15 protein-coding genes are annotated in these 23,659 nt (G+C 60.8%); 7 read left to right on the top strand and 8 right to left on the bottom strand.

Annotation, left to right across the window (positions count from 1 at the left end; all coding sequences use genetic code 11):
* Positions 1-122: 122 nt before the first annotated feature.
* From pflB to ycaO, 3 genes are all read right to left on the bottom strand, one after another.
* Positions 123-2,405, bottom strand: coding sequence for a formate C-acetyltransferase (gene pflB, locus GWQ29_RS07245; protein WP_275919097.1), 2,283 nt, complete (start codon positions 2,403-2,405; stop codon positions 123-125).
* A gap of 45 nt (positions 2,406-2,450) precedes the next feature.
* The gene (focA, locus tag GWQ29_RS07250) at positions 2,451-3,299 is read right to left on the bottom strand and encodes a formate transporter FocA (RefSeq protein ID WP_005310913.1); all 849 of its coding nucleotides are present in this window, start codon (positions 3,297-3,299) and stop codon (positions 2,451-2,453) included.
* Between the two features lie 381 nt (positions 3,300-3,680).
* Positions 3,681-5,441 (bottom strand): 30S ribosomal protein S12 methylthiotransferase accessory factor YcaO, encoded by a 1,761-nt coding sequence (gene ycaO, locus GWQ29_RS07255; protein ID WP_275919098.1) that lies wholly within the window; start codon positions 5,439-5,441, stop codon positions 3,681-3,683.
* Between the two features lie 364 nt (positions 5,442-5,805).
* Here ycaO and asd point away from each other — a divergent pair, with 364 nt between their 5' ends.
* Positions 5,806-6,921: an aspartate-semialdehyde dehydrogenase gene (asd, locus tag GWQ29_RS07260; RefSeq protein ID WP_275919099.1), complete on the top strand. Its 1,116-nt coding sequence runs from the start codon at positions 5,806-5,808 to the stop codon at positions 6,919-6,921.
* Between the two features lie 626 nt (positions 6,922-7,547).
* Entirely contained in the window at positions 7,548-10,328 is a 2,781-nt protein-coding gene (locus GWQ29_RS07265) for a pitrilysin family protein (RefSeq protein WP_265421410.1), read from the top strand.
* Between the two features lie 139 nt (positions 10,329-10,467).
* On the opposite strand, the gene GWQ29_RS07270 is transcribed toward GWQ29_RS07265, so the two are convergent.
* From GWQ29_RS07270 to GWQ29_RS07280, 3 genes are all read right to left on the bottom strand, one after another.
* Entirely contained in the window at positions 10,468-11,631 is a 1,164-nt protein-coding gene (locus GWQ29_RS07270) for a PLP-dependent aspartate aminotransferase family protein (RefSeq protein ID WP_265421411.1), read from the bottom strand.
* 96 nt (positions 11,632-11,727) lie between these two features.
* A complete protein-coding gene (locus GWQ29_RS07275; RefSeq protein WP_275919100.1) occupies positions 11,728-12,798 on the bottom strand; it encodes a 2-oxoglutarate and iron-dependent oxygenase domain-containing protein in 1,071 nt (356 codons plus the stop codon).
* Between the two features lie 446 nt (positions 12,799-13,244).
* A complete protein-coding gene (locus GWQ29_RS07280; RefSeq protein WP_058394494.1) occupies positions 13,245-13,883 on the bottom strand; it encodes an NAD(P)-dependent oxidoreductase in 639 nt (212 codons plus the stop codon).
* Positions 13,884-13,984: 101 nt separating this feature from the next.
* Between GWQ29_RS07280 and GWQ29_RS07285 the strand changes: the two genes are divergently transcribed.
* The gene (locus tag GWQ29_RS07285) at positions 13,985-14,890 is read left to right on the top strand and encodes a LysR family transcriptional regulator (protein ID WP_021138227.1); all 906 of its coding nucleotides are present in this window, start codon (positions 13,985-13,987) and stop codon (positions 14,888-14,890) included.
* Positions 14,891-14,975: 85 nt separating this feature from the next.
* Here GWQ29_RS07285 and GWQ29_RS07290 read toward each other — a convergent pair whose 3' ends face one another.
* Complete coding sequence (locus GWQ29_RS07290) at positions 14,976-15,716, bottom strand: SDR family oxidoreductase (protein ID WP_042869918.1); 741 nt, start codon at positions 15,714-15,716, stop codon at positions 14,976-14,978.
* Positions 15,717-16,007: 291 nt separating this feature from the next.
* Between GWQ29_RS07290 and GWQ29_RS07295 the strand changes: the two genes are divergently transcribed.
* The 3 genes from GWQ29_RS07295 to GWQ29_RS07305 all read left to right on the top strand — a co-directional run bounded on the left by GWQ29_RS07295 (position 16,008) and on the right by GWQ29_RS07305 (position 20,207).
* Positions 16,008-16,919 carry an AraC family transcriptional regulator gene (locus GWQ29_RS07295; protein ID WP_192873215.1) on the top strand — a complete coding sequence of 304 codons (912 nt, stop codon included), beginning with the start codon at positions 16,008-16,010 and terminating at the stop codon, positions 16,917-16,919.
* A gap of 292 nt (positions 16,920-17,211) precedes the next feature.
* Positions 17,212-19,347: a TonB-dependent siderophore receptor gene (locus GWQ29_RS07300; protein ID WP_275919101.1), complete on the top strand. Its 2,136-nt coding sequence runs from the start codon at positions 17,212-17,214 to the stop codon at positions 19,345-19,347.
* 89 nt (positions 19,348-19,436) lie between these two features.
* Complete coding sequence (locus GWQ29_RS07305) at positions 19,437-20,207, top strand: siderophore ferric iron reductase (RefSeq protein WP_111588299.1); 771 nt, start codon at positions 19,437-19,439, stop codon at positions 20,205-20,207.
* Positions 20,208-20,254: 47 nt separating this feature from the next.
* Here GWQ29_RS07305 and GWQ29_RS07310 read toward each other — a convergent pair whose 3' ends face one another.
* A complete protein-coding gene (locus GWQ29_RS07310; RefSeq protein WP_099993520.1) occupies positions 20,255-21,175 on the bottom strand; it encodes a LysR substrate-binding domain-containing protein in 921 nt (306 codons plus the stop codon).
* 207 nt (positions 21,176-21,382) lie between these two features.
* Here GWQ29_RS07310 and metE point away from each other — a divergent pair, with 207 nt between their 5' ends.
* Complete coding sequence (metE, locus tag GWQ29_RS07315) at positions 21,383-23,647, top strand: 5-methyltetrahydropteroyltriglutamate--homocysteine S-methyltransferase (protein WP_275919102.1); 2,265 nt, start codon at positions 21,383-21,385, stop codon at positions 23,645-23,647.
* Positions 23,648-23,659 lie beyond the last annotated feature (12 nt).

Raw genomic sequence — 23,659 nt, forward strand, 5'->3', positions numbered from 1 at the left:
GGGTGGAAGGGGAAGGCTGCCATATCCCTTTCGCGTTAATGCCTGCTGGCAAGCAGACATAAAAAAACCGGCGCCTGGGCGCCGGTTTTTAGTCACTGCGACTCTTGCTTACCAATAAGCGATTACAGAGAAGCGGTGAAGGTACGGGTGATGACGTCTTGCTGTTGCTCTTTGGTCAAAGAGTTGAAGCGAACGGCATAACCGGATACGCGGATGGTCAACTGCGGATATTTCTCCGGGTTTTCCATGGCGTCCAGCAGCATTTCACGGTTCATCACGTTCACGTTCAGGTGCTGACCACCTTCCAGATTGGACTCGTGATGGAAGTAACCGTCCATCAGGCCAGCCAGGTTGGCTTTCTGGGATTCCATGTCTTTACCCAAGGCGTTCGGCACGATGGAGAAGGTATAGGAGATACCATCTTTGGCGTAAGCGAACGGCAGCTTGGCAACGGAAGTCAGGGAAGCAACGGCACCCTTCTGGTCACGACCGTGCATCGGGTTGGCACCCGGGCCAAACGGCGCGCCTGAGCGACGACCATCCGGGGTGTTACCGGTCTTCTTGCCATACACGACGTTGGAGGTGATGGTCAGTACGGACTGGGTCGCCACGGCGCCACGGTAGGTGTTCAGCTTCTGAATTTTCTTCATGAAGCGTTCAACCAGGTCACAGGCGATGTCATCGACGCGTGCGTCGTTGTTACCGAACTGCGGGTATTCGCCGTCGATTTCGAAGTCGATGGCAACGCCATCTTCGTCACGAACCGGCTTGACCTTGGCAAACTTGATGGCAGACAGGGAGTCAGCCGCAACAGACAGACCGGCGATGCCGCAAGCCATGGTGCGATAGACATCACGGTCGTGCAGCGCCATCAGGGAGGCTTCGTAGCTGTACTTGTCGTGCATGTAGTGGATGATGTTCAGGGCAGCCACGTACTGCTTGGCCAGCCAGTCCATGAAGTGATCCAGCCTGTCCATCACGTCGTTGTAGTCGAGGTACTCGCTCTTGACCATTTCGGTCTTGGGACCGATCTGGATTTTGAGTTTCTCGTCCATACCGCCGTTGATTGCATACAGCATGGTCTTGGCCAGGTTGGCACGGGCACCGAAGAACTGCATCTGTTTGCCGACGATCATCGGGGACACGCAGCAAGCGATGGCATAGTCATCGTTGTTGAAGTCCGGACGCATCAGATCGTCGTTCTCGTACTGAACGGAAGAGGTCTCGATAGATACCTTGGCGCAGTACTTCTTGAACCCGATTGGCAGCTGCTCGGACCACAGTATGGTCAGGTTAGGCTCAGGGGACGGGCCCATGGTGTACAGGGTGTTCAGCATACGGAAGCTGTTCTTGGTGACCAGGGTACGGCCATCAACGCCCATACCAGCCAGGGTCTCGGTTGCCCACATGGGGTCGCCGGAGAACAGTGAATCGTATTCGGGAGTACGCAGGAAGCGAACCATACGCAGCTTCATGACCATGTGGTCCATCAGCTCCTGGGCTTCTTGCTCGGTGAGCACGCCTTTTTTCAGGTCACGTTCGATGTAGACGTCCAGGAAGCTGGAGGTACGACCGAAGGACATGGCGGCACCGTTCTGGGACTTGACTGCCGCCAGGTAGGCGAAGTAGGTCCACTGTACGGCTTCTTTGGCGCTCGCAGCCGGTACTGAGATATCGCAGCCGTATTTGGCAGCCATGACCTTCATCTGTGCCAGGGCACGGTGCTGCTCGGAGATCTCTTCGCGCAGACGGATGGTGGCTTCCAGGTTGACGCCGTTTTCCAGATCAGCTTGCAGGGACTTGAACTGGGCCAGTTTGTCGGCCATCAGGAAGTCGATGCCGTACAGGGCAACACGACGGTAGTCACCGATGATACGGCCACGACCGTAGGCATCCGGCAGACCGGTGATGACGCCGGACTTGCGGCAGTTCAGGATGTCCTTGGTGTAAACGTCGAACACGCCCTGGTTGTGAGTCTTGCGGTACTCGGTGAAGATCTTCTCGACCATGGGGTCAAGTTGACGACCGTACACTTCGCAAGAGGTCTTGACCATCTTGATACCGCCGTTGGCGATGATGGCGCGCTTGAGCGGCTTGTCGGTCTGCAGACCTACAATTTGCTCCAGGCTCTGATCGATATAGCCGGCATCGTGAGCGGTAATGGTGGAGGGCAGGTCGGTATCAAAATCGACCGGCGCATGGGTGCGGTTCTCGATCTTGATGCCTTCCATGACCTTGTCCCACAGCTTGGTGGTAGCTTCGGTCGCGCCAGCCAGGAAGGACTCGTCACCTTCATACGGGGTGTAGTTCTTCTGGATGAAGTCACGGGTGTTGACAGAGGTCTGCCATTCACCGGCCGCGAAGCCTTCCCATGCTTTTTGGAACTGTTCGTTAAGTTCTGCCATTTTCATTACCTCACACGGTATTGATGTAGTATCCCGCAATCATCCTTAATGATGACGACGGAAGATAAACCAGTAAGTCAGACCAACCATGACGCCACCACCAATGATATTACCTATGGTGACAGGAATGAGGTTGTGAAGGACGAAGTTGGATACGGTCAGATCGGCAAAGGTCGCCGGATCCTGGCCGATGGCCTGCCAAAATTCCGGGCCTGCGACGCTATGGATAGCGATACCGACCGGGATCATAAACATGTTTGCAATGCTGTGCTCGAAACCGGATGCCACGAACATGGCCACCGGGAGCAGCATGACCATCACCTTGTCGGTTGCACTGCGGGCACCGAAGGCCATCCACACGGCGAGACACACCATGAGGTTGCAGAGAATACCGAGGGCGAGGGCCTCGAAGAAGGTGTGGTGGATCTTGTGCTGGGCCACTTTCAGGGCATTGAGGCCCCATTGGCCATTTGCCGCCGTGTACTCGGCCGACATGATGATGAGCGCGACTATGATGAGACCGCCGATGAGGTTGCCGAAGTAGACCAGCCCCCAGTTCTTGAGCAATTGACCCCAGGTGATGCGGTTGGCGGCCTTGGCCACCAGCGTCAGGGTCGTGGAGGTGAACAGCTCGGCACCGAGCAGCACACACAGAATAAGACCGAGGGAGAAACAGAGACCGCCGACCAGTTTGCTGAGGCCCCAGGCCACATCGCCGGCACCCGTGGTGACAGTGATGAAAAAGACAAACGCGATGGCGATGAAAGCGCCTGCTGTGATGGCCAGGGGGATGACCTTGTGTGCAGGCTTGGTAGCCTTGGCATAGGTGATGTCTTCTGCCAATGCTGCGATGGCTTCTGGCTTGAGACAATCAAAGGGAGATTCTGCTTTCAATTCTCATGTACCTGCTGTTTTGCCTGTGGAAATCATAACAAAGGGCCAGATCGTCAAAATTGACTCCGATCAAGAATTGCAGATTGTGAATGTAATTTTACTACAAATATTTGAGTCCTCTGGAAGCCGTTCTTTACACCAGGTTTCAGCTGAAACAGAAATGGTGCTTTTTTAATGCAATGATTTTAAAGAATTTCTTTGTCAAGCCATAAAACAGGCACTGGCAAGGCATCTTTGCATCCGTTCCGCATCATGCCCCCTTTGCTGCCAATCCCCTTAGGGGTATTTTTTGTTTTTTATTTCATCTTTGAATAACAAACCCCTCGCCAGGACGCCATATAACAGAAGGGGCCATCAAGGCCCCTTCAACAGACTATCACATCAGGCCCAGCTATGGGCTCGTTTGGCTTTTTGCAGTTTCTCGTAAGCGGCCAGCAGCTTCTGGTGCAGCGGGAACTGGGCGAGTGACAGATCCGCCGCCTCCAGTCCGTGGAAGCGTGCTTCACCGCGGGCGTTAGCCCAGGCATGGGCCAGGGTCTCTTCCCCGTACATGCGGGTAAAGACGGCGCGGTACTGCTCAGGATCACGCTCCTCGTCGATGAACAGCTCGACACAGGCGCGCAGCGCACGGTAATAGTTGGCGCGATCAGCCGGGAACACGGACTGGTTGAACTCCATGGTCCAGTCGATGAGATCCAGCGCCGTCTCCAGCTCACCGGCGGCCAGTGCCAGCATGGCTTTGAGCTCGCCCACCCGCAGGGTGTGCAGGGCGGTGCCCTTGGCGGCGGCGATGCCGAGCAGTTCGCGCACCCGGGTACGTTCGTCATGCCCTTCTTCGTCCAGTTGATCGAACAGCGCCATGTACTGATCGCTTTCCCACTCCAGGGACGGCAGCGCCAGGATCACTTCCCGCAGGTTGGCACCCATGTTGTTGTTGGCCAGCAGCAAGTCTTCGGCCGGGTAGATGTCGGACATGCCCGGCACTAGGATACGGCAGGCGTAGACGCCCAGATGCTCATAGTCGGCGATGTAGACCGGCTGCTCCAGCTCGTGGAAGATGCCGATCAGGTGGTCGAACTCCTCCTGGGAGGTACCGCGGAAATCCCAGTCAGCGAACTCGAAATCCGTATCCTGCTTGAACAGATCCCAGCTGATGAGGCCGGAGGAGTCGATGAAGTGAGTTTCCAGATTATGGTGATCCGCCACCTGCTCATTGTCGAATGACGGCGGCACGAACACGTCCAGATCCTTCAAACCACGGCCCTGCAGCAGCTCGGTGACGGTACGCTCGAAGGCCACTTCGAAGCGCGGGTGGGCGCCGAAGGAGGCAAAGCAGGTGCCGTTGCTCGGGTTGAGCAGCACCACGCAGATGACCGGATAACGGCCGCCCAGGGAGGCATCGAAGCTGTAGATAGGGAAACCTTCGGCCTCGAGCGCGGCGATGGAGGCAGCGATCCCCGGATAACGGGCAATCACCTCGTCCGGGATCAGTGGCAGGCTCAGGGCCTCGGCGATGATCTTGTTCTTCACGTGGCGCTCGAACACTTCAGAGAGTGCCTGAGTGCGCGCCTCGGTGCGGGTGTTGCCGGCGCTCATGCCGTTGGAGACATAGAGGTTGCCGATGATGTTCATCGGGATATAGACGGTCTCGTGGTCAGACTGACGCTCGAAGGGCAGGGCGACGATGCCGCGTTCTTCGTTGTTCGACTGCAGATCCACCAGCATGTCGGCGGTCACTTCACCGTCCGGGTTGTAGAACTTGCGGGTGAAGCTGTCGAGCAGACCGGCCGGGAACTGGTCACCCTCGATGGGGAACCACTTCTCGTTCGGGTAGTGAACGAAATCCCCGTTCGCTGCCTGCTCACCCAGATAGAAGTCGGCGAAGAAGTAGTTGGTGGAGAGGCGTTCGAAATATTCGCCAAGGGCGGAGGCGAGGGCCGCCTTCTTGCTGGCACCCTTGCCGTTGGTGAAACAGAGGGCGCACTCCTTGTCCCGGATGTGCACGGACCAGACATTGGGCACGGGGTTGAGCCAGGAGGCCTCTTCAATATCAAACCCCAGGGCTTGCAGCTTGGTCTGAAAACGGTCGATGGAGTCTTCCAGTGCCGCGTCCTTGCCGGGAATAAAAGTGTGGTCGGTCATCACAATATCCTGATTTTTATTGGCTCATGTTTGGCCGCAGATAATAGCAGGGGTCAGCCCGTTTGGCAGGCAAAAAACAGGATTGGAACCTGGGAGCCCCAGCGTTGATCCCGCGCCAACCTTGCGCAAGAAGCTGGGGGATACCCGCTTGGCGGCCAAGGCTACGGCGGGGTGGCGGATATTGCAGCGAACGGCACAGAATATTGCGCAATTCGACTTGCACCCGCCGTCACAATCCGTAATGTGGACAGACGCATTTTTCGCAACACGTATTTTGTAATCTACTTGTGAACGGCCCGCGTCGGACAAGGGGTTACGGGTTTCAATACACAGTTTCTATAACAGCTATCCAGGGTAGGACATTATGAAAAAAGTAGGTTTGGTCGGTTGGCGTGGCATGGTGGGCTCGGTATTGATGAGCCGGATGCAGGAAGAGAAGGATTTTGCCCGTATTCAACCCACCTTCTTCACCACCTCCCAGGCCGGTGAGGCCGCCCCCAACTTCGGTGTGGATGCTGGTACCTTGCAGGATGCCTTCGATATCGCGGCGCTGGCCAAGCAGGATATCATTATCACGGCGCAAGGCGGCGACTATACCAAGGATGTCTATCCCCGCCTGAAGGCCGCTGGCTGGCAAGGCTACTGGATTGACGCCGCCTCCTCCCTGCGGATGGAAAAAGACGCCGTCATCATACTGGATCCGGTCAACGGTGACGTCATCGAACAGGCGCTGAACAAGGGGCTCAAGACCTTCGTCGGCGGCAACTGCACCGTCAGTCTGATGCTGCTGGCCCTGGGTGGCCTGTTCAAGGCCGATCTGGTGGAGTGGGTCAGTGTGGCGACCTATCAGGCTGCATCGGGCGGTGGCGCCCGTCACATGCGCGAGCTGGTCACCCAGATGGGCTTGCTGCGCGACGAAGTGGCGGTGGAGCTGGCGGATCCCGCCTCTGCCATCCTGGATATCGAGCGCAAGATCACCGAGAAGACCCGCTCCGGCACCTTGCCGGTGGACAACTTCGGCGTGCCGCTGGCCGGTGGCCTCATCCCCTGGATTGACACCAAGCTCGACAACGGCCAGAGCCGCGAAGAGTGGAAGGGCCAGGCCGAGACCAACAAGATCCTGGGGATCGAAGATGCCGCCATTCCGGTGGATGGTCTGTGCGTGCGGATCGGTGCCCTGCGTTGCCACAGCCAGGCCTTCACCATCAAACTCAAAAAAGACGTGCCGCTGGCGGAGATCGAAGCCCTGCTGGCCGCCCACAATGACTGGGTGAAAGTGATCCCCAACGATCGCGACATCACCGCCCGCGAGCTGACACCGGCCGCCGTCACCGGTACCCTCAGCATACCGGTGGGGCGTCTGCGCAAGCTCAACATGGGCCCGGAGTATCTGGCTGCCTTCACCGTGGGTGACCAGCTGCTGTGGGGCGCCGCCGAGCCCCTGCGCCGCATGCTCAACATACTGCTAGCCCGTGGCTGAAGTTGATAGACAATGGATAATGAAATGACAGGGGGCTCAGGCTCCCTGTTTTTTTGCCTCTTTTTTATATCGACACTGTGTGACAGCCAGGGCTATGTCGGCTGTGTTGTCTCTTGTATTGATACCGACTGTTTCGTTATTAAGTGAACGGGTAGCATCACTTCGCAACCCATTATTTTTCTCTGGCTCAATAGCCATGTTTCACTATTTTTCATGCAGTATCCGTTCATGGCCTGAGTTGTCGAAAACAGTGATGATTCATCTTTATTTGAAATAATGGACGGGCTGGCCGCTATTAAGCTGCGGCCCTTGTCATCTTATGGTTTGTTACAAATGAGGGCGCCCGCAGGATATCCCTCAAGACCCCGATTGATTACACTGGCGGCCTTGGCCCCTCGTGCCCGCCTGTATGCCGATATGTCACCACGAAACTATGCATCCATGTGGCATCCATGTGGCTGTCAGTGAGGCGAGGGCGTGCTGATCAGGCACCATGGCCAGATATCCCTGCGGATAAGCAGATAAATTGCGGCGCAGCTGGCGACTGATATGAATATGAAAAATATGAAATAAGTGCAACAACAGAAAACAATAATAATGTTCAGGCTTGAGAATTGGGACATAACATGAGAGTCGTGTGGAGTGTATTGTATTTCTTCAGTGTTGTTGCCCTGGCTGGCCCAGTGCTGGTCAAGGAGCAGAAAAAGGGCAGCAATCCGCTGATCGTCCCTTATCAGCAATATCGGCTGGATAATGGCCTGACGGTGATCCTGACGCCGGATCACTCCGATCCTCTGGTCTATGTAGAGATGAATTATCGGGTCGGGTTGGCCGAAGAGGCGCCGGGTCAGTCCGGTATGGCCCACCTCTTTGAACACATGATGTTTCAGGGCTCGGCCCACGTGGGGAAGCTGGGACATACCCGTCTGTTGCAACAGGTGGGGGGGCGCGGCATCAACGGGCTGACGACGCGGGATCAGACCCGCTATTACCAGACGGTGCCGGCCAACCAGCTGGAAAAAGTGCTCTGGCTGGAGTCGGATCGGATGGGATTCCTGCTCGATAACCTGTATCAGCAGAAGTTTGATGCCAAGCGTGACGTCGCCAAAAACGAGCGCGCCGAGTTTGTCGACGGGCCAGCCTATGGTCGGGTGCCGGAGGTGCTGAATCGGACCCTCTATCCACCCAATCACCCCTACTTCAATACGCCATTCGGGCGAGTCGAGGATCTGGATCGTCTCACTCTGGAGGATGTACGCCAGTTCTTCCTGCGCTGGTATGGCCCCAACAACGCCACTCTGGTGATAGGTGGCGATATCCAGCCAGCGCAAACCCTGGCCTGGGTCGAACGGTATTTCGGCACCCTGCCTGCAGGCCCCAAGCTGTCCCGTTCAGTGACCCGGCCTGTTGCCCTGAAAAAGAGCCGCTACCGCACTCTGGTTGATCAGGTCGCTGAGCCCATGCTGGTGCTGGCCTATCCCACCGTCTCTGCCCGGGAACCCGGCTTTGAAGCCCTGGACCTGTTGGCCGACCAATTGGGTGGCTCAGCCAGTGGCGTGCTGCAACAGCAGCTGCAACAAAGTGGCAAGCTGGTGTCTGTCTTTGCCAACCATGAGTGCGGTGTGCTCGCCTGCATGCTGGTGATCAGGGCGATCCCCAATCTGGCGCAGGGGGCGGAGCTTGGGCCCATCAAGAACGAAATAGACAATGTCATCGCCCGTTTTGCTCGGGATGGGGCCTCCAAAGCCCAGATAGACCACTCGGCCAATGCCTTGCGTGCCGATCTCATCTGGTCGCTCGACAGCGTGGCTGGCAAGGCCGAGCAGTTGAGTACCGGGCATAGCCTGTTTCAGGATCCCAATTATTTTCATCGCTATCTCGAGCGAATAGCCAGGGTAACCCCCGCCGATCTGCAGCGGGTGCTGCAACGTTATGTACTGCAAAAACCCAGGGTGGTGCTGAGCGTCGTGCCCGGGGATCACCTCGAATGGCAGGCAGATCCTGCCAATTTTGTCGAGCCGCCCCCCTTGCCACCGACCTTGTCCCACACCCGGCTGGCCCCCCGCCTTGTCAAGGAAACCCTCGACAGGCGCAAGATGCCCGCAAGTGGTGGTGCTCTGGCGGTGCCCATACCGACCCTGTGGCAAGCCAGCCTGGGGGATCGGGTCTCACTGCTCGGCCACTACAGCGACGAGGTGCCGGCCTTTGCCATGAGCATACATTGGCCCGGCGGACGCAGGGCCGAGCCGGATGGCAAGGCCGGACTGGCGGAGCTGACAGCCGGCATGCTCTTCCAGGGCAGCGAGCGTTGGCAGCTGGCCTCCATTGAGGAGCGAGTGCGTCAGTTGGGCGCCAGACTCAGTTTTGGTCATGACGGTAGCCACAGCACTGTCTGGATACAGGGCGTGACCTCCCACTTTGACGAGACGCTGGCCCTGGTGCGGGAGCTGCTGCTTCAGCCGGCCTTGCGCCCGACGGACTTCCAGCGCATCAAGCTCGAGACCCGGCAATGGCTGAAACAACAGGCAAGGGATCCGCAGTGGCAGGCCGACCAGCAGTTTTATGCGCTGATCGACGGATTGGCCAGGGTGCCGGATCCGCAGGCCCAGTGGCAGACGCTGACCCTGGATGACGTGCGAGCCTTCTATCACTCCGTGTATCGCAGCGGTGAGGCCCGGGTCGTAGTGAGCGGCGATCTGGCGCAGGAGAAGGTGATGAGTGCACTCTCTTTTCTGGTTGAGCCAGAGGGGCAGTCACCCACCTTGCAGCCTCTCGGGTTTACCGGCCAGCAGGCCAGACGCGCCATCTATCTGGTGGACAATCCCGGTGCCAGCCAGAGCCTTGTTCGCATGGGCCGTCGTGCCATGGCGAGCGATGCGGTTGGCGAGCAGTTTCTGGCCCGGTTGATGAATGCTTCCTTGACGGATCGTCTTCATATTCGGCTTAGGGAAGAGCTGGGGTATACCTATGGGATCCACCCCTCATTCAATGGCAACAGCAAGGCGGGTCATTTCTTGCTGGAGAGCAGTGTGCGCACCGACGTCACCCGGGCCGCCTTGCAGCAGATCTTGCAGGAGCTCGATAAATACCAGCGGCAGGGCCCCACCCGGCTGGAGGTGAGAACCCTGCGTGAAGGTGTGCTCAACCGCCAGGCGCTGGATTACGAGACACTGCCCCAGGAGGTGGATTACATGTTGCCCATCTTGCTGGATAAGTGGCCGCAAAATTACGTGGAGCAGCGGGTGCAGGCGGTCAGCCAGCTGTCGGCGTTGACCCTGAGAGACCTTGCCCGGCGCTGGCTCGATCCCGATGACATGGTGATAGTGGTCGTGGGGGATGCCAAGATACTGGCCCCTGAACTGGCGACCTTGGGCTGGCCGGTGAAGCGGGTGGCGCTCGGTTTCTGACATCGACTGTTGGCTTGCCGCGCCATTACCTCTTGCCGGCAGATCAGGCAGCCATAAAAGAGCCCGCCCCATCACAGCGATGGGGCGGGCTCTTTGTACGTCAGATTGTCTGTCCGCCGTAAAGGTTAGCCTTTGTCCGTCAGACGAGGGCCAGTGCCGCTGCCAGATCGGCGATCAGATCGTCGGCGTCCTCCACGCCGATGCTGAAGCGGATGAGATCGTCATTCACCCCGGCGGCGAGACGGCTCGCTTCGTCCATGGCGGCGTGGGTGGTGCTGGCCGGATGGCAGGCCAGGCTCTCGAGATCGCCGAGGCTCACCGCCTGCACGAACAGTTGCAGGTTGTCGAGCAGGGTGGCGCAGCGCGCAAAGCCCCCTTCAAGCTCTATGCTCACCATGCCGCCAAAGCCGCTGGCGAAGGCGCCGAGGGCGTCGTGACCCGGGTGGTTGGCAAGGCCCGGGTAGATCACCTTCTTCACTGCCGGGTGAGCGGCCAGGAACTCGGCCACTTTCTGCGCATTGTGCAGGTGGGCATCCATGCGCAGGGGTAGGGTCTTGACTCCCCGTTGCAGCAGGTAGGCCTCCTGCGGGCCTATGGGGGAGCCAATGTGCTTGAGCGCCACCGTGCGGATGGATTTCATCAGCGCGTGGGAGCCAGCCACCACACCGGCGATGATGTCGCCGTGGCCGCCCAGATATTTGGTACCGCTGTGCATGACGATGTCGATGCCAAGCTCCAGCGGGCGCAACAGATAGGGAGTGAGGAAGGTATTGTCACACACGGTGATGGCGCCCACCTTGTGGGCCGCTTCCACTACCACCCGCGGATCCACCACCTTGAGGGTGGGGTTGGTCAGGGTTTCGAACAGTACCACCTTGGTGGCGGGACGAATGTTGGCCAGCAGATCCTGATCGCTCTCATAGGCGGTGACCTTGATGCCGGCGCGGCTGAAGGTCTGTTTCAGGAAGGCATCTGTGCCGCCGTAGAGCGGACCTATGTAGGCCACTTCATCGCCGCTGTCGGCCAGGGCATACATGATGGCGCTCACCGCCGCCATGCCGCTCGCCACCACCAGCGCCTCGTCGGCGCCCTCAAGGGCCGCCAGTTTTTGCTCCAGCTCGGCTGTGGTGGGATTGCCAAAGCGGCTGTAGATAAAGCCGGGGGCTTGACCCGCGAAACGCTCCTTGCCCGCCTGGGCATTGAAGTAGCTGAAGGTGCTGCTCTGGTAAAGCGGTGTGGTGAGGGCGCCGGTCTGGGGATCGATCCGTTGGCCGCTGTGCACGCTCATTGTCTTGAATTTCATTCTATTACTCCGTCATTGCCAGGCTGTGGCTTAACTGCTTGTGTCATCTGGATGGCGGGACGCCGCGGCGTCCCCCGTTTAATAGGTATGGCAGAGTCAGGCTGGCTGAGGTTCGCGCCGCTCGCTGCTTGTCGTCTGCCCGCTTGCCATCTGTTCGTTGGCTGACGCCGGGTCGGCGGTATAGTGGCGTGCCGCCACATCCGAGTGGGAGCGCAACCGTCCTTTCAGCACGTTTTCCCCCACCTGATAGAAGAGCGGGTTGGCGGGGTCGCTCTCGGGGCCTTGCGCCTGCGCCGCCAGACTCGGCGACAGGGTCAGCAGCGGCACAGTGGCATCGAGCCGCGCCGCCATAAAGAAGGCGCAGGAGAGGCGCGATACCCCTGGCGGTGGGCTCACCACCCTGTGCAGGGTGGCCTTGAGGTAGCCGTTGGAGGCCAGCTCAAGCAACTCGCCGATATTGACCACCAGGGCCCCCGGCAGGGGCGGCGCAGGGATCCAGCCTGCCGCCGTCTCTACCTCAAGCCCGGAGTGATCGTCCTGCATCACCAGGGTCAGGTAGCCGGGATCCTTGTGGGCGCCCACTCCCTGGCTGCTGCTACCTGCTTCGCGTCCCGGATAGTGGATGAGCTTCATGTGCTGATAGGGCTTGCCGCGAATGCTGGCATCGAACACTCCCTGCGGCTGCGCCAGCACCTCGGCGAAGGCGTCGAGCAGGGTGAGGGTGATGTCGCTGAGGCGATCCTGCCAGGCCAGCAGATGCGCTTTCATCTCGGGCAGGGCGGCAGGCCACTGGTTGGGGCCTATCAGCCGCTGCCAGGGGGCATGGATCTCGTCCTCTGCCAGCGCAGGCGTCTCATTCATGATGTCGAACTGCTCCCGCCTGTCCGGCCGCTGGCGGGTGAGTTCGGCGCCCACCTGGTTGTAACCGCGAAAATGGGGGGAGTGTACCATCTGCACTGCCCGTTTTTCCTGCTCCGGCAGGGCGAAGAAGCGGGCCGCCAGCGCCAGGGTCTCTTGCTGCTGCGCCTCGCTCAGGCCATGGCCTGTCAGATAGAAAAAGCCGATGTCGCGGGCCGCCCGGCCAAGCTTGGCCAGCATCTGGCGACGAGTCGCAGGGGCGCCACCAAGGGCGGCGAGATCGATGATTGGCAGTGGTGAATGTTCCATGTGCACCTCCTCATTTTCTGAGTACCGGGGCTTTCCCGACGACTCAGTGCAAACATGACAGCGCGGGTCGGTGGTGACACACCGGGCCGACCGGTAAAGATGGCGCCATTTGGATTGAGGGTGATGCTACTGTTCGGCGTTATAAGACGGAAACAACAAATTATTCTTAGTTATATACAAAAATCGAAATAGAATTCGACACCCATTCAGGTGGGTGTTTATTGAGCGGTTAACGGGGCTGTGTTCCGACTGTCCCATCAGCGCAGCGGGCCCCCGGCTATTGCGAGAGCACGCGGCTGGCTGGCATAGCGTTCACTGGCGGGAGTGGGCCGGGCTATCGGAGACGAGAAACAAGAAGGGAGGCTGATGCCTCCCTTCTTGCTGTGTGCTTTGAGCAGGGATCAGACAAGGGCCTGATCGGTGAGCGCGCTCACTCGGTTGCCCACTCAGTAGCCCAGAGTAAAGCGCTGGCGCAGGTGGGCCGGTTTTTCCACCTCGTTCAGCACGCCATCGGCCAGATCGCCGACCGTGATCCCGGCAGGCTTGTCACCGCTAAAGAGCACCTGATCGCCACCGAGGTGATAGCCACCGCGCTTCTCGCCGGGTTCGAGGAACACGGGCGGGGAGACGAAGCGCCAGTCGAGGGTGGTTTCACGGCGCAGGGCGGTGAGACCGTCGCGGGCCGCCAGTGCGCCCTGCTTCCACTCGGCCGGGAAGTCCGGGGTATCTACCAGCTGTACGCCGGGGGCGATTTCCAGGCTGCCGGCACCACCGACCACCAGCAACCAGCTGCGGGCGGTCACGGCCGCCGCGACTATGGCCTTGGCCCCTTTGAGGTACTGGTCGTAGATGTCCGGTGCGGTCCAGCCCGGGTTGTAGGCGCTGATCACCCGGTCGTGCCCCTTGAGCACCTCGGCCAGTGCCTGTGGGTTTTGGGCATCTACCGCCACGGCGGTGACCTGCGGGTGGGCAGCCACCTTGCTGACATCGCGGACGATGGCGGTGACGTGATGGCCGCGGCTGACGGCTTCATTGAGGATGGCTGTACCGACAAAACCGCTGGCACCGATCAGGGCAATTTTCATGGGTGATTCTCCTTCACTGTTGGAATGGGGCTATCCTACTCCGCCAAATGTGATTTAATAATCGACTGTAAAATTGATTCACTTGTAAGCTGGATTTAATAATGGAACAGCTCAGACGTTACGCCATCTTCGCCGCCGTGGTAGAGGCGGGCAGCATGACGGGCGCCGCCAAGGCTCTTGGCATGACCCCCTCCGCCGTCAGTCAGCATATCAGCCAGCTGGAGAGCCTGCTCGGCCTCACCCTGCTGCACCGTTCCACTCGTCGCCTCAACCTGACCGAGGCGGGGGAAGTGGTGTGGCAGGGGTGCCAGTCGCTGCAACAGACGCTGAACCAGACCGAGCTGCGCCTTTCCGAGGTGCGCGACAGCCTGCTCGGCGAGGTGCGGATCACGGCGCCCGTGGGGATGGCGGGCCAGCCGCTGGCGCGGGCCTTGTCGCCCCTGTTGCAGGCCCATCCCGGCCTGTGCATCCAGATCATCGCCGACGACGAGAAGCGGGATCTCATCGCCGAGCGCATCGACGTGGCGCTGCGGGTCGGTACCCTGTCCGACTCCAGCCTGGTGGCGCGCAAGCTGGGTCAGACCCGGATGCTGCTGTGTGCCTCGCCCGCCTATCTGGCGCGCAAGGGTACACCGCGCAGTCCGGCAGATCTGCTTGAACACGACTGGCTGGCGGCGGACATGCTGAGTGGAGGCCTGACCTTCTTCGACGACAAGGGGCAGGGTCACAAGGTCAAACCCAAGCCCAGGGTGGTGTGCAACAACGTGCTGCCGTTGCGCCAGTTCACCCTGGCGGGGCAGGGGGTCTCGCTGCAACCGGAGGGGGAAATCGCCGAGGATCTCGCCCAGGGTCGGCTGCTGGAGCTGCTGCCGGGCTTCCGGGTGCCGCCCATGGAGATCCATGCCATCACTCCCCAGCGGGAGATCCCGGAGAAGGTGCGGCGGGTGATCACGGCCCTGCGCAGCCACTTCGCCGAGCCCTCGGGGGCCGTGCCGGCGCGCCCCTGAGCCGGGTGGCAACCTGCTCGTCCCGACTTGCAAACACAGAGGGCAGCCTGTTGGCTGCCCTCTGTCGTTCGCCTTGACTCCGGCGCTATTTCATATAAAGGCCGCCGTTGATGGCCAGGGTTTCCCCCGTGATATAGGCGCCCGCTTCGCTCGCGAGGAAGGCCACGGCGGCGGCGATCTCCTCCGGCTTGGCGAGGCGGCGCATCGGAATGTCGGCCTTGATGCTGTCGAGGATATCGCTGCGGATCGCCTCCACCATGGGGGTGGCTGTGTAACCGGGGGCGATGGCGTTGACCGTGACCCCGAAGCGGGCTCCTTCCGCCGCCAGCGCCTTGGTAAAGCCCAGCATGCCCGCCTTGGCCGCCGAGTAGTTGACCTGACCGAACTGTCCCTTCTGGCCGTTGACCGAGGAGATGTTGATGATGCGGGCATCGCGCTGCTCGCACATGGCGTCGAACAGCGGCTGGGTCACGTTGTAGAGGCTGCACAGATTGGTGTGGATCACCTCGAACCACTGCTCTGGCGCCATGCGCTTGAAGGCGCCATCCCGGGTGATGCCGGCGTTGTTGACCAGCACGTCCACCCGGCCCTCGTCTTGCAACAGGCGACCCAGGGTCTCGCGGCACATGGCGGTGTCGGCCACGTCCAGCGGCAGCAGCCGCACCTGATCCGGCCGATAGCCCTGCTCCCCGTACCAGTCGTGGGCCGCCGCACTGTTGCCGCTGGAGTGGGTGGCGATGATGCGATACCCCTGGGCCAGCAAGGCAGTGGTGATGGCGGATCCGATGCCGCCACGGGCTCCGGTGATCAAGGCAATTTTCTTCATCTTGGCTCTCCCTGAAAAAGATTCGAACGAGGACTTTATGGGCTTTCAAATCTAATTGATATATTTGTTTTCAAACAATCTGACAGGGAAACGCGTCACTTTTGTGACAGTCTGACAACCTGGCTTGACGGCCTTGTTGAGGGCTTAGGTGAGCGCGGGGGGTTGAGCCACAAACGGGGCGTGCGCTGTTCGCCGGTGGCCGCAGACCACTTGCCGCCGGGGCAGCGGCCATGTTTAATGTGGCCACTTGGGCGAGCGTGCCCCTCTGCTGGCAGCGATCCCGACCACCCGATGACACCGACCTTCCCCCTCGCATCCCCTGGCCCTGTGCCACAGGCGAGCGCCCATTTCACCCGCATCGAGCGGGTGCTCGACTACATCCACGGGCATCTGGATCAGCCATTGTCGCTGGAGCAGCTGGCCGAGCAGAGCTGCTGGTCGCGCTGGCAGTTGCAGCGGGTCTTCTTGCACGAGACAGGGCTGACGGTGGCCCACTATGTGCGCGAGCTCAAGCTGAGCCTGGCGGCGGAGGCGCTGCTCACGAGCCGCCAGCGGGTGCTGGATCTGGCGCTGAACTACGGATTTGGTTCCGAGGTGAGCTTCAGCCGTGCCTTCAAGCAGCAGTTCGGCTGCTCGCCGCTGGCCTATCGCAAACGGGGTCTGCGGCTGGGATTGCGCACCCCGCTGGTGCGAGCGCCTATGCCGCTTGCCAATACTCCCCGATTGGTGCAGGTAAGGGTCGAGAGCCAGTCGGGTTTCATGCTGCAGGGGGTCAGGGGACTGATCCGCGGGCTCTTTGCCAGCTCGCCCGATTTTCAGCAGACGGTGCCCGCCATCTGGCGTGCCTTGCGCAGTGCCGGCGGCCTGGACAGGGCCTGCGATCTGATCGGCGTGGTGGATGTGTCAGGGGCGGGGGAGCAGCTGGCCTACTGGGCGGGCGTGGCGGCAGAGGAGGGGAGCGAGCCGCCGAACGGGCTGGCTCGTCTGGCCATTCCGCCCCAGGAGTACGCCGTGCTTACCCACGTCGGCCCCATCAGCCAGCTGGGGCAGACCCTCAACTGGTTCATCTTGCACTGGCTGCCAGCCTCGGGTTATCGGGGGCTGGATGGTTTCGAGCTGGAGCGTTACGCCTTAGGCTTCGATGGTTTGCAACCCGATGCCCACATGGAGTACTGGTTGCCCATAGCCCCCCGCCAGGGCTGAACCCAGTGAGTCGTTTAGCGGCAGGGCGCCCATCGTCCGGCCTGTATCAAGTGCAGTGGCACCCCGCCATTGGCAGCCATCTCATTAAAGCCTACCTTTAGAAAAGATAGCCATTTGAATTCAAGGTCTTTCTCCACTGACATGACCGGTCTTCGAATGGGGCTTTTTTTGCCCCTCTTTTGCCCTTCTTCCTGCCGACATGCCCCAAATTGTTAATTCGAGAGCAAATTAGCACAATAAAATGCAAATGAGATTTGTTACCATTAACTTGTGCCAAGCAGTCGAGGATCAGATGCAACTTGTTCACCCCCCATTGACCCTGGTCGCCGCGACCATCTCCGCCCTGTTGGCCGGCCCCGTGCTGGCCGCCCCCACGTCCAATGCGCAAGGCGCGGTGGCCGATGAAACCCTGACGGTACTGGGCCAGACCTATCGCAACACGGCGACCAAGACCCGGCTCGACCCCATGGAGACGCCCCAGGCCATCTCAGTGGTGGACGGCGAGACCCTGGAGCAGCGTGGTGTGAGCTCGGTGAGCGAGGCGCTGCGCTACGTGCCCGGCGTCAATACCGAGCTGCGCGGCGGGGCGGTCAACCGGCTGGACCTGTTCAATATCCGTGGCTTTGACAACTACCAGAACTTCTACGACGGCCTCTTGCTGCAATACAACGACTGGAACCTGCAACCCCAGATAGATCCGGTGGCCATAGAGCAGCTGGAGGTGTTCAAGGGGCCGACCTCGGTGCTCTACGGCAGCATGCCGCCGGGGGGCATGGTCAACCTCATTGCCAAGCGGCCGCAACGTGAGGCCAGACACAGCCTCAGCGTGGCGACGGGCACCGGCATCCTCAAGGAGCTGACCCTCGACAGCACGGGCGCCATCAATGAGCAGCTTGCCTATCGGCTGGTGGGACTGGCCCGCCAGAAGGAGGGGCAGGCGGTGACTTCACAGGAGGAGCGCTATGTGTTCGCGCCATCGCTGGACTGGCAGTTGAGTGATCGTACCCTGCTCAACCTGAACCTCTACTACCAGAAAGACCCACAAGCGGGCATCTACACCACGGTGCCGGCCAGCAGCTCGGTCAAGTCCAATCCCCTGGGCCAGCTTGGCAGTGACAGCTTCCTCGGCGACGAGAACTGGAACCACTACAGCCGGGAGGTGACCCTGCTTGGCTACAAGCTGAGCCACGACTTCAACGACAACTGGCAACTGCTGCAAAACGCCCGCTACATGGACGCCTCGGCTAACCAGCAGAACACCTACAATGCGGCGCTGGCGGCGGACCACCGCACTCTGGCCCGCAATGCCTATCTGACCGATGAAGAGTCCAAAGGCTTTGTCATCGACAACCAGCTGGCAGGCAAGGTGATGACCGGCAGCGCCCGGCACAACCTGTTGCTCGGAGTCGATTACCAGTATCTGGATGCGCGGGTGCTCTACCGGGATACGCTGGACTATTCCGCCCCCGCCATCGACATCTTCAACCCGAACCACAGCCAGATAGTGCCGGCGGCCCTCACCTTCAACTATCAGGACAGCAAGACCATTCGCCAGTCCCAGACCGGCGTCTATCTGCAGGATCAGGTGCGACTCGACCGGCTGGTGGCCATAGGCGGCGCCCGCTACGACAGCTACCGGATGGACACCGACAGCCAGACCCTCTATCAGGGAGCGGCGAGCCAGTCCCTCGCCAAGATAGATCAGGACAACCTCTCCTTCCGTCTCGGCGCCCTCTATGAGCTGGATGGCGGCTTCTCCCCCTATGTGAGCTATGCCGAGAGCTTCGAGCCGGTAGCGGGGGCGGACAAGAGCGGCAAGGCTTTTGACCCTGCCACAGGCCATCAGTGGGAGGGGGGGCTCAAGTATCTTTCCGAGGACATGAGCAAGACTTTTACCGCCTCGGTCTTCCACATCACCAAGCAAAATGCGCTGGTGACGGATCCGGACAACGTCTACGGGCCCAAGCTGCAGACCGGAGAGATGATCTCCAGGGGCGTCGAGCTGGAGGGGCGAGTCGATCTCACCAGCCAGCTGGATCTGGCGCTGAGTTATACCCGCCAGGACATGGAGATCACCCGCGATACCACCAGCCTGCAGGGCAAGACCCCGGTCTGGGTGCCCAAACAGATGGCATCCCTCTGGAGCAACTACCAGCTGGATAACGGTTTACGGCTGGGGGCCGGTCTGCGTTACGTGGGGGAGGCCCAGCTTGATGCCGCCAACACGGACAGGGTACCGGATTACCTCCTGATGGACATGGCGGTGTCCTACGATCTGGCCCAACTCAGCCAGCGTCTGAAGGGGGTAGAGGCCTCGGTGAGTGCCAGCAACCTCTTTAACAAGACCTACTACTCCTGCTATGACCAGAACAACTGCTGGTTCGGGGCAGAACGCAATATGGAGGCGCGACTCAAATACGTATTCTGACCCTGCGCCCCGGGCCAGTCCCGGGGCCCGCTGCACCACTGGCAGTCCGCGATAGTCGCCAGTTCACCGGGGCCGGTGGGCTTGAGGAACTGACCACGGATACACAGGCTAGTGCGCTTGCGGATCATGGGGCCCTGTTTGCCGTCGCGGCCGGGGTTATTCCTTCGCTCAAGGGGCGGCTGGCGGGAGTGGGGGACAGGCCTCATCTGCTGGCGGCTCCCCCCCATTCAACCCCTGCCGAGGTGGCGGCGGCGCTATATGATCACTGGCGGCTGGCGCACCCTGAGGCGGGGCCGGCCTACTGGCTGACTCGCAGCTGGGGCATGCTCTGCTGGCAATCCCTCTATCTGACCATGGCGGCTGTTTATCGGTTGGGTGTTGTCCCCGCCGTCGATCGCATGGGGCAGGACTATCAGGATGGCGTGGTATCCGGTTTTACCCTGCCGGCCGACCCCATGATCAAGGGGGACATCAGTCTGTTGATCAAGGTGGCTGGCGAGCGGCTGCAAGCCCACTGGCAGGCGCTGTTCGCGCTGCTGGGCGGGGTGCAGCGACTCAGACCGGGTTTCGTGCGCCCGCTGCTGGCCGATGATCTGCTGGCGGCCCTGGTGCGGGTGCCTGACTTTTTCACCCATGTCAGCCGTGAGCAGGTGAGCGAACATGCGCCGCGCTGGCTCGCCGCCTGTGGCCTGCCAGCCGAGCATCTGGCGGGGTGGCGTCCGGCATCGATCCCGGCCGATACGCTGTCCCCCGGTTATGTGCGCCAGCGCTGCTGCCTGCACTACAAGCGCCGCGATGGCGAGCTCTGCGCCAACTGCCCGAGGCGACATGGTGCCACCCACTGCCAGGACGAACCCTGAGGGCGCTGGCTCCCGACTCATCGCAAGCCGCCCCAGGGGCGGCTTTTTTACGCCTCTTTCTGCTCACCCATCTTGCTGCGAATGCGCTCGAACAGGCTCTGCAAACAGGGCTGATCCTTGTCGGCGGCGCGCACGGCCCCATACATGTGGCGGCGCACACCGTTGCCGAGTGGCCTGGCCTCAAGCAGTCCCTGACGCACAAACTCCTCGCTGGCCCAGCGCGGCAGGGCAGCGACCCCGAGCCCGGCGGCGGCCATCTGCAGCATGACGGAGGTATTGTCCACCAGCTTGCAGCGGGCGGGTTCGACCCCGGCCGGTTGCAGGAAGCGGCTGAACACGTCCATGCGGGCCCGCTCCACCGGGTAGACCAGCAGCACCTCCTGCTTGAGATCCTCCGGGGTGATCCGGCCCTGGTGGCATAGAGGGTGATCCGGCGCCATCACCAGGGTGAGATCGAAGGCGAACAGCGGCTCGAAGTGCAGATCCCCGCGGGCCTGTACGTCCGAGGTGAGCAGCAAGTCGAGCTGACCGCCGAGCAGGGCATTGATTGCATCAAAGCCGGGCACAGACTCCACCTCCAGATCCACCCCGGGCCACTGGCGACGAAAATCGGGCAAGAGCGGCAGCAGCCACTGAATGCAGCTGTGGCAGTCCAGCGCCAGGTGCAACCGGCCAGCGTCACCGCTGTGCAGGGCCTGCAGCTGTTTCTCGGTCTGTGCCAGGGCCGGCAGCACCTGGCGGGCCAGAGCCAGCAACTGCTGGCCCGCCGCCGTCAGCACCAGGGGGCGGCTCTTGCGAAGAAAAAGCTCCAGGCCAAGACGGGTTTCCAGCTCTTTGAGCTGATGGGAGAGGGCCGACTGGGTCAGATTCAGGCTCTGCGCCGCGCCGGCCAGCGACCCTTGCTCGGCCAATGCGGTCAGGGTTCTCAAATGTTTGATTTCCAGGCCTGAATTGCTTGGCACTGCCATGACGTGGCTCCTTGTTGCATCAGTTGAAGGCTTTCTTGCATATCCGTTGAAGAGGCTCTTGCACGCTAGTTGCGGATTATTTGAGAGCCAGTTGAAGAGTATTCAATAGCCAAGGCCACCTTATCTTGTCATTTTGGATGTGTAAACATCTGGATGGCCAAATCATCCAGTTTCCCATCAGATGAATGAGCACAAGGAATTGGACCTATGACACGAGCACACACACTGGGCTTCCCCCGTATCGGCGCCAAGCGCGAGCTGAAATTTGCCCTCGAATCCTACTGGCGTGGCGAGACCACTCAGGCAGAACTCATCGCCACCGGCAAGAGCCTGCGTGAGCGTCACTGGCAGGCCCAGCGCACCGCCGGGGTCAACCTGCTGCCGGTGGGGGATTTTGCCTGGTACGACCAAGTGCTCGGCACCAGTTTGCTGGTGGACGCTGTGCCTGCCCGCCACCGCCATGGGGATACCGATCTCGATACCCTGTTCCGGGTGGCCCGTGGCCGTGCGCCGACCGGCCCGTCTGCTGCCGCCGCCGAGATGACCAAGTGGTTCAATACCAACTACCACTACCTGGTGCCCGAGTTCAGCCGTGATCAGCGCTTCAAGCTGGGCTGGAGCCAACTGTTTGACGAAGTGGAAGAGGCCAAGGCGCTGGGGCTGCCGGTCAAGGCCGTGCTGCTGGGGCCCGTCTCCTATCTGTGGCTTGGCAAGGAGAAAGAGAGCGGCTTCTCCCGTCTCGAACTGCTCGACCGCCTGCTGATCGTCTATCAGGAGATACTGGGGAGGCTCTCGGCGCAAGGGGTGGAGTGGGTGCAGATCGACGAGCCGGCCCTGGCGCTGGACCTGCCGGACGAGTGGCGCCTGGCCTACCTCAACGCCTATGAGCGCTTGAGCGGCCCCTGCAAGCTGCTGCTCACCACCTATTTCGGCTCAGTGGCCCATCAGCGCGACATCATCACCAGCCTCAAGGTGGATGGCCTGCACCTGGATCTGGTGGCCGCCCCCGAGCAGCTGGAGACCCTGGTCCCGCACTTGCCGGCCCAGTGGGTCCTCTCGGCCGGTGTGATCAATGGTCGCAACGTCTGGCGTGCCAACCTGGCCAAGCTGGCGCCGACGCTGAAAGCATTGAAAGAGAAGCTCGGCGAGCGGCTCTGGGTTGCCTCTTCTTGTTCCTTGTTGCACAGCCCGGTGGATCTCACCCTGGAGCACGAGCTGGATCCCCAGACCCGCAGCTGGTTCGCCTTCGCCCTGCAAAAGTGCTACGAGCTGGGACTGCTCTCCGACTACCTGGACGGTGGTGACATCGACAAAATCACCGCCTACAGCCAGCCCATCGTCGATCGGGAGTCCGACAGCCGGGTCCACAAGAAAGCGGTGCAGTCTCGTCTGGCCAGCCTGACCAACAGCGATTTCGACCGCCAGAGTGCCTATCCGGTACGGGCGCAGGCGCAGCGCAATGATCTCAAGCTGCCGCTGCTGCCTACCACCACCATTGGCTCCTTCCCGCAGACCTCGGAAATTCGGGTGCTGCGTCAGGAGTGGCGGGCGGGCCGCATTGATGACAGTGCTTACGAGGCGGGCATCCAGGCCCAGATCAAGGATGCCATCGAGCGCCAGGAAGCCATCGGGCTGGACGTGCTGGTGCATGGCGAGGCCGAACGCAACGACATGGTGGAGTATTTTGGCGAGCTGCTGGACGGCTTTGCCATCACCCGCTTCGGCTGGGTACAGAGCTATGGCTCCCGCTGCGTCAAGCCGCCGGTGATCACACGTGACATTGACCGCCCGACCCCCATGACCCTTGAGTGGACCAAGTTTGCCCAGAGCCTGACCGACAAACCTGTCAAGGGCATGCTGACCGGGCCCGTGACCATTCTCTGCTGGTCCTTCCCGCGGGAAGACGTGAGCCGCGAGCAGTCTGCCCTGCAGATTGGCCTGGCCATTCGTGACGAGGTGGCGGATCTGGAAGCCGCCGGCATCAAGATCATCCAGATCGACGAGCCTGCGATCCGTGAAGGGCTGCCCCTGCGCAAGCAGGATCACCAGGCATATCTGGATTGGGCGGTGCGCGCCTTCCGCCTGAGCGCAAGCCCGGTGGTGGACAGCACCCAGATCCACACCCACATGTGTTATAGCGACTTCAACCTCATCATAGAGGCGGTGGCGGCGCTGGATGCGGACGTGATCACCATAGAGACCAGCCGCAGCCAGATGCAGTTGCTTGAAGCGTTCGAGCGCTTCAACTACCCCAACGAGATCGGTCCGGGCGTGTATGACATCCACTCGCCGAACGTGCCGAGCCAGGACTGGATTGAGGATCTAATCCGCAAGGCAGCCAAGCAGATCCCGGCCGATCGGCTCTGGGTCAACCCGGATTGCGGCCTCAAGACCCGGGGCTGGGAAGAGACGGAAGCCGCACTCAAGGTAATGGTCAATGCCACCAAGGCGCTGCGGACCGAGCTGGCCTGATCCCGGCAAGCG

The sequence above is a fragment of the Aeromonas sp. 2HA2 genome (genome assembly GCF_029237345.1).
Classification (GTDB): domain Bacteria; phylum Pseudomonadota; class Gammaproteobacteria; order Enterobacterales; family Aeromonadaceae; genus Aeromonas; species Aeromonas salmonicida.

Excerpts from the sequence above, each read along its gene's own strand:
- GWQ29_RS07290 (WP_042869918.1), bottom strand. The coding sequence starts at position 15,716 with ATGAAGAAAATTGCCTTGATCACCGGAGCCCGTGGCGGCATCGGATCC.
- GWQ29_RS07300 (WP_275919101.1), top strand. The coding sequence starts at position 17,212 with ATGCAACTTGTTCACCCCCCATTGACCCTGGTCGCCGCGACCATCTCC.
- GWQ29_RS07310 (WP_099993520.1), bottom strand. The coding sequence starts at position 21,175 with ATGGCAGTGCCAAGCAATTCAGGCCTGGAAATCAAACATTTGAGAACC.
- ycaO (WP_275919098.1), bottom strand. The coding sequence starts at position 5,441 with ATGACCGACCACACTTTTATTCCCGGCAAGGACGCGGCACTGGAAGAC.
- asd (WP_275919099.1), top strand. The coding sequence starts at position 5,806 with ATGAAAAAAGTAGGTTTGGTCGGTTGGCGTGGCATGGTGGGCTCGGTA.
- metE (WP_275919102.1), top strand. The coding sequence starts at position 21,383 with ATGACACGAGCACACACACTGGGCTTCCCCCGTATCGGCGCCAAGCGC.
- GWQ29_RS07295 (WP_192873215.1), top strand. The coding sequence starts at position 16,008 with ATGACACCGACCTTCCCCCTCGCATCCCCTGGCCCTGTGCCACAGGCG.
- GWQ29_RS07270 (WP_265421411.1), bottom strand. The coding sequence starts at position 11,631 with ATGAAATTCAAGACAATGAGCGTGCACAGCGGCCAACGGATCGATCCC.
- GWQ29_RS07275 (WP_275919100.1), bottom strand. The coding sequence starts at position 12,798 with ATGGAACATTCACCACTGCCAATCATCGATCTCGCCGCCCTTGGTGGC.
- pflB (WP_275919097.1), bottom strand. The coding sequence starts at position 2,405 with ATGGCAGAACTTAACGAACAGTTCCAAAAAGCATGGGAAGGCTTCGCG.
- GWQ29_RS07265 (WP_265421410.1), top strand. The coding sequence starts at position 7,548 with ATGAGAGTCGTGTGGAGTGTATTGTATTTCTTCAGTGTTGTTGCCCTG.
- GWQ29_RS07280 (WP_058394494.1), bottom strand. The coding sequence starts at position 13,883 with ATGAAAATTGCCCTGATCGGTGCCAGCGGTTTTGTCGGTACAGCCATC.
- GWQ29_RS07285 (WP_021138227.1), top strand. The coding sequence starts at position 13,985 with ATGGAACAGCTCAGACGTTACGCCATCTTCGCCGCCGTGGTAGAGGCG.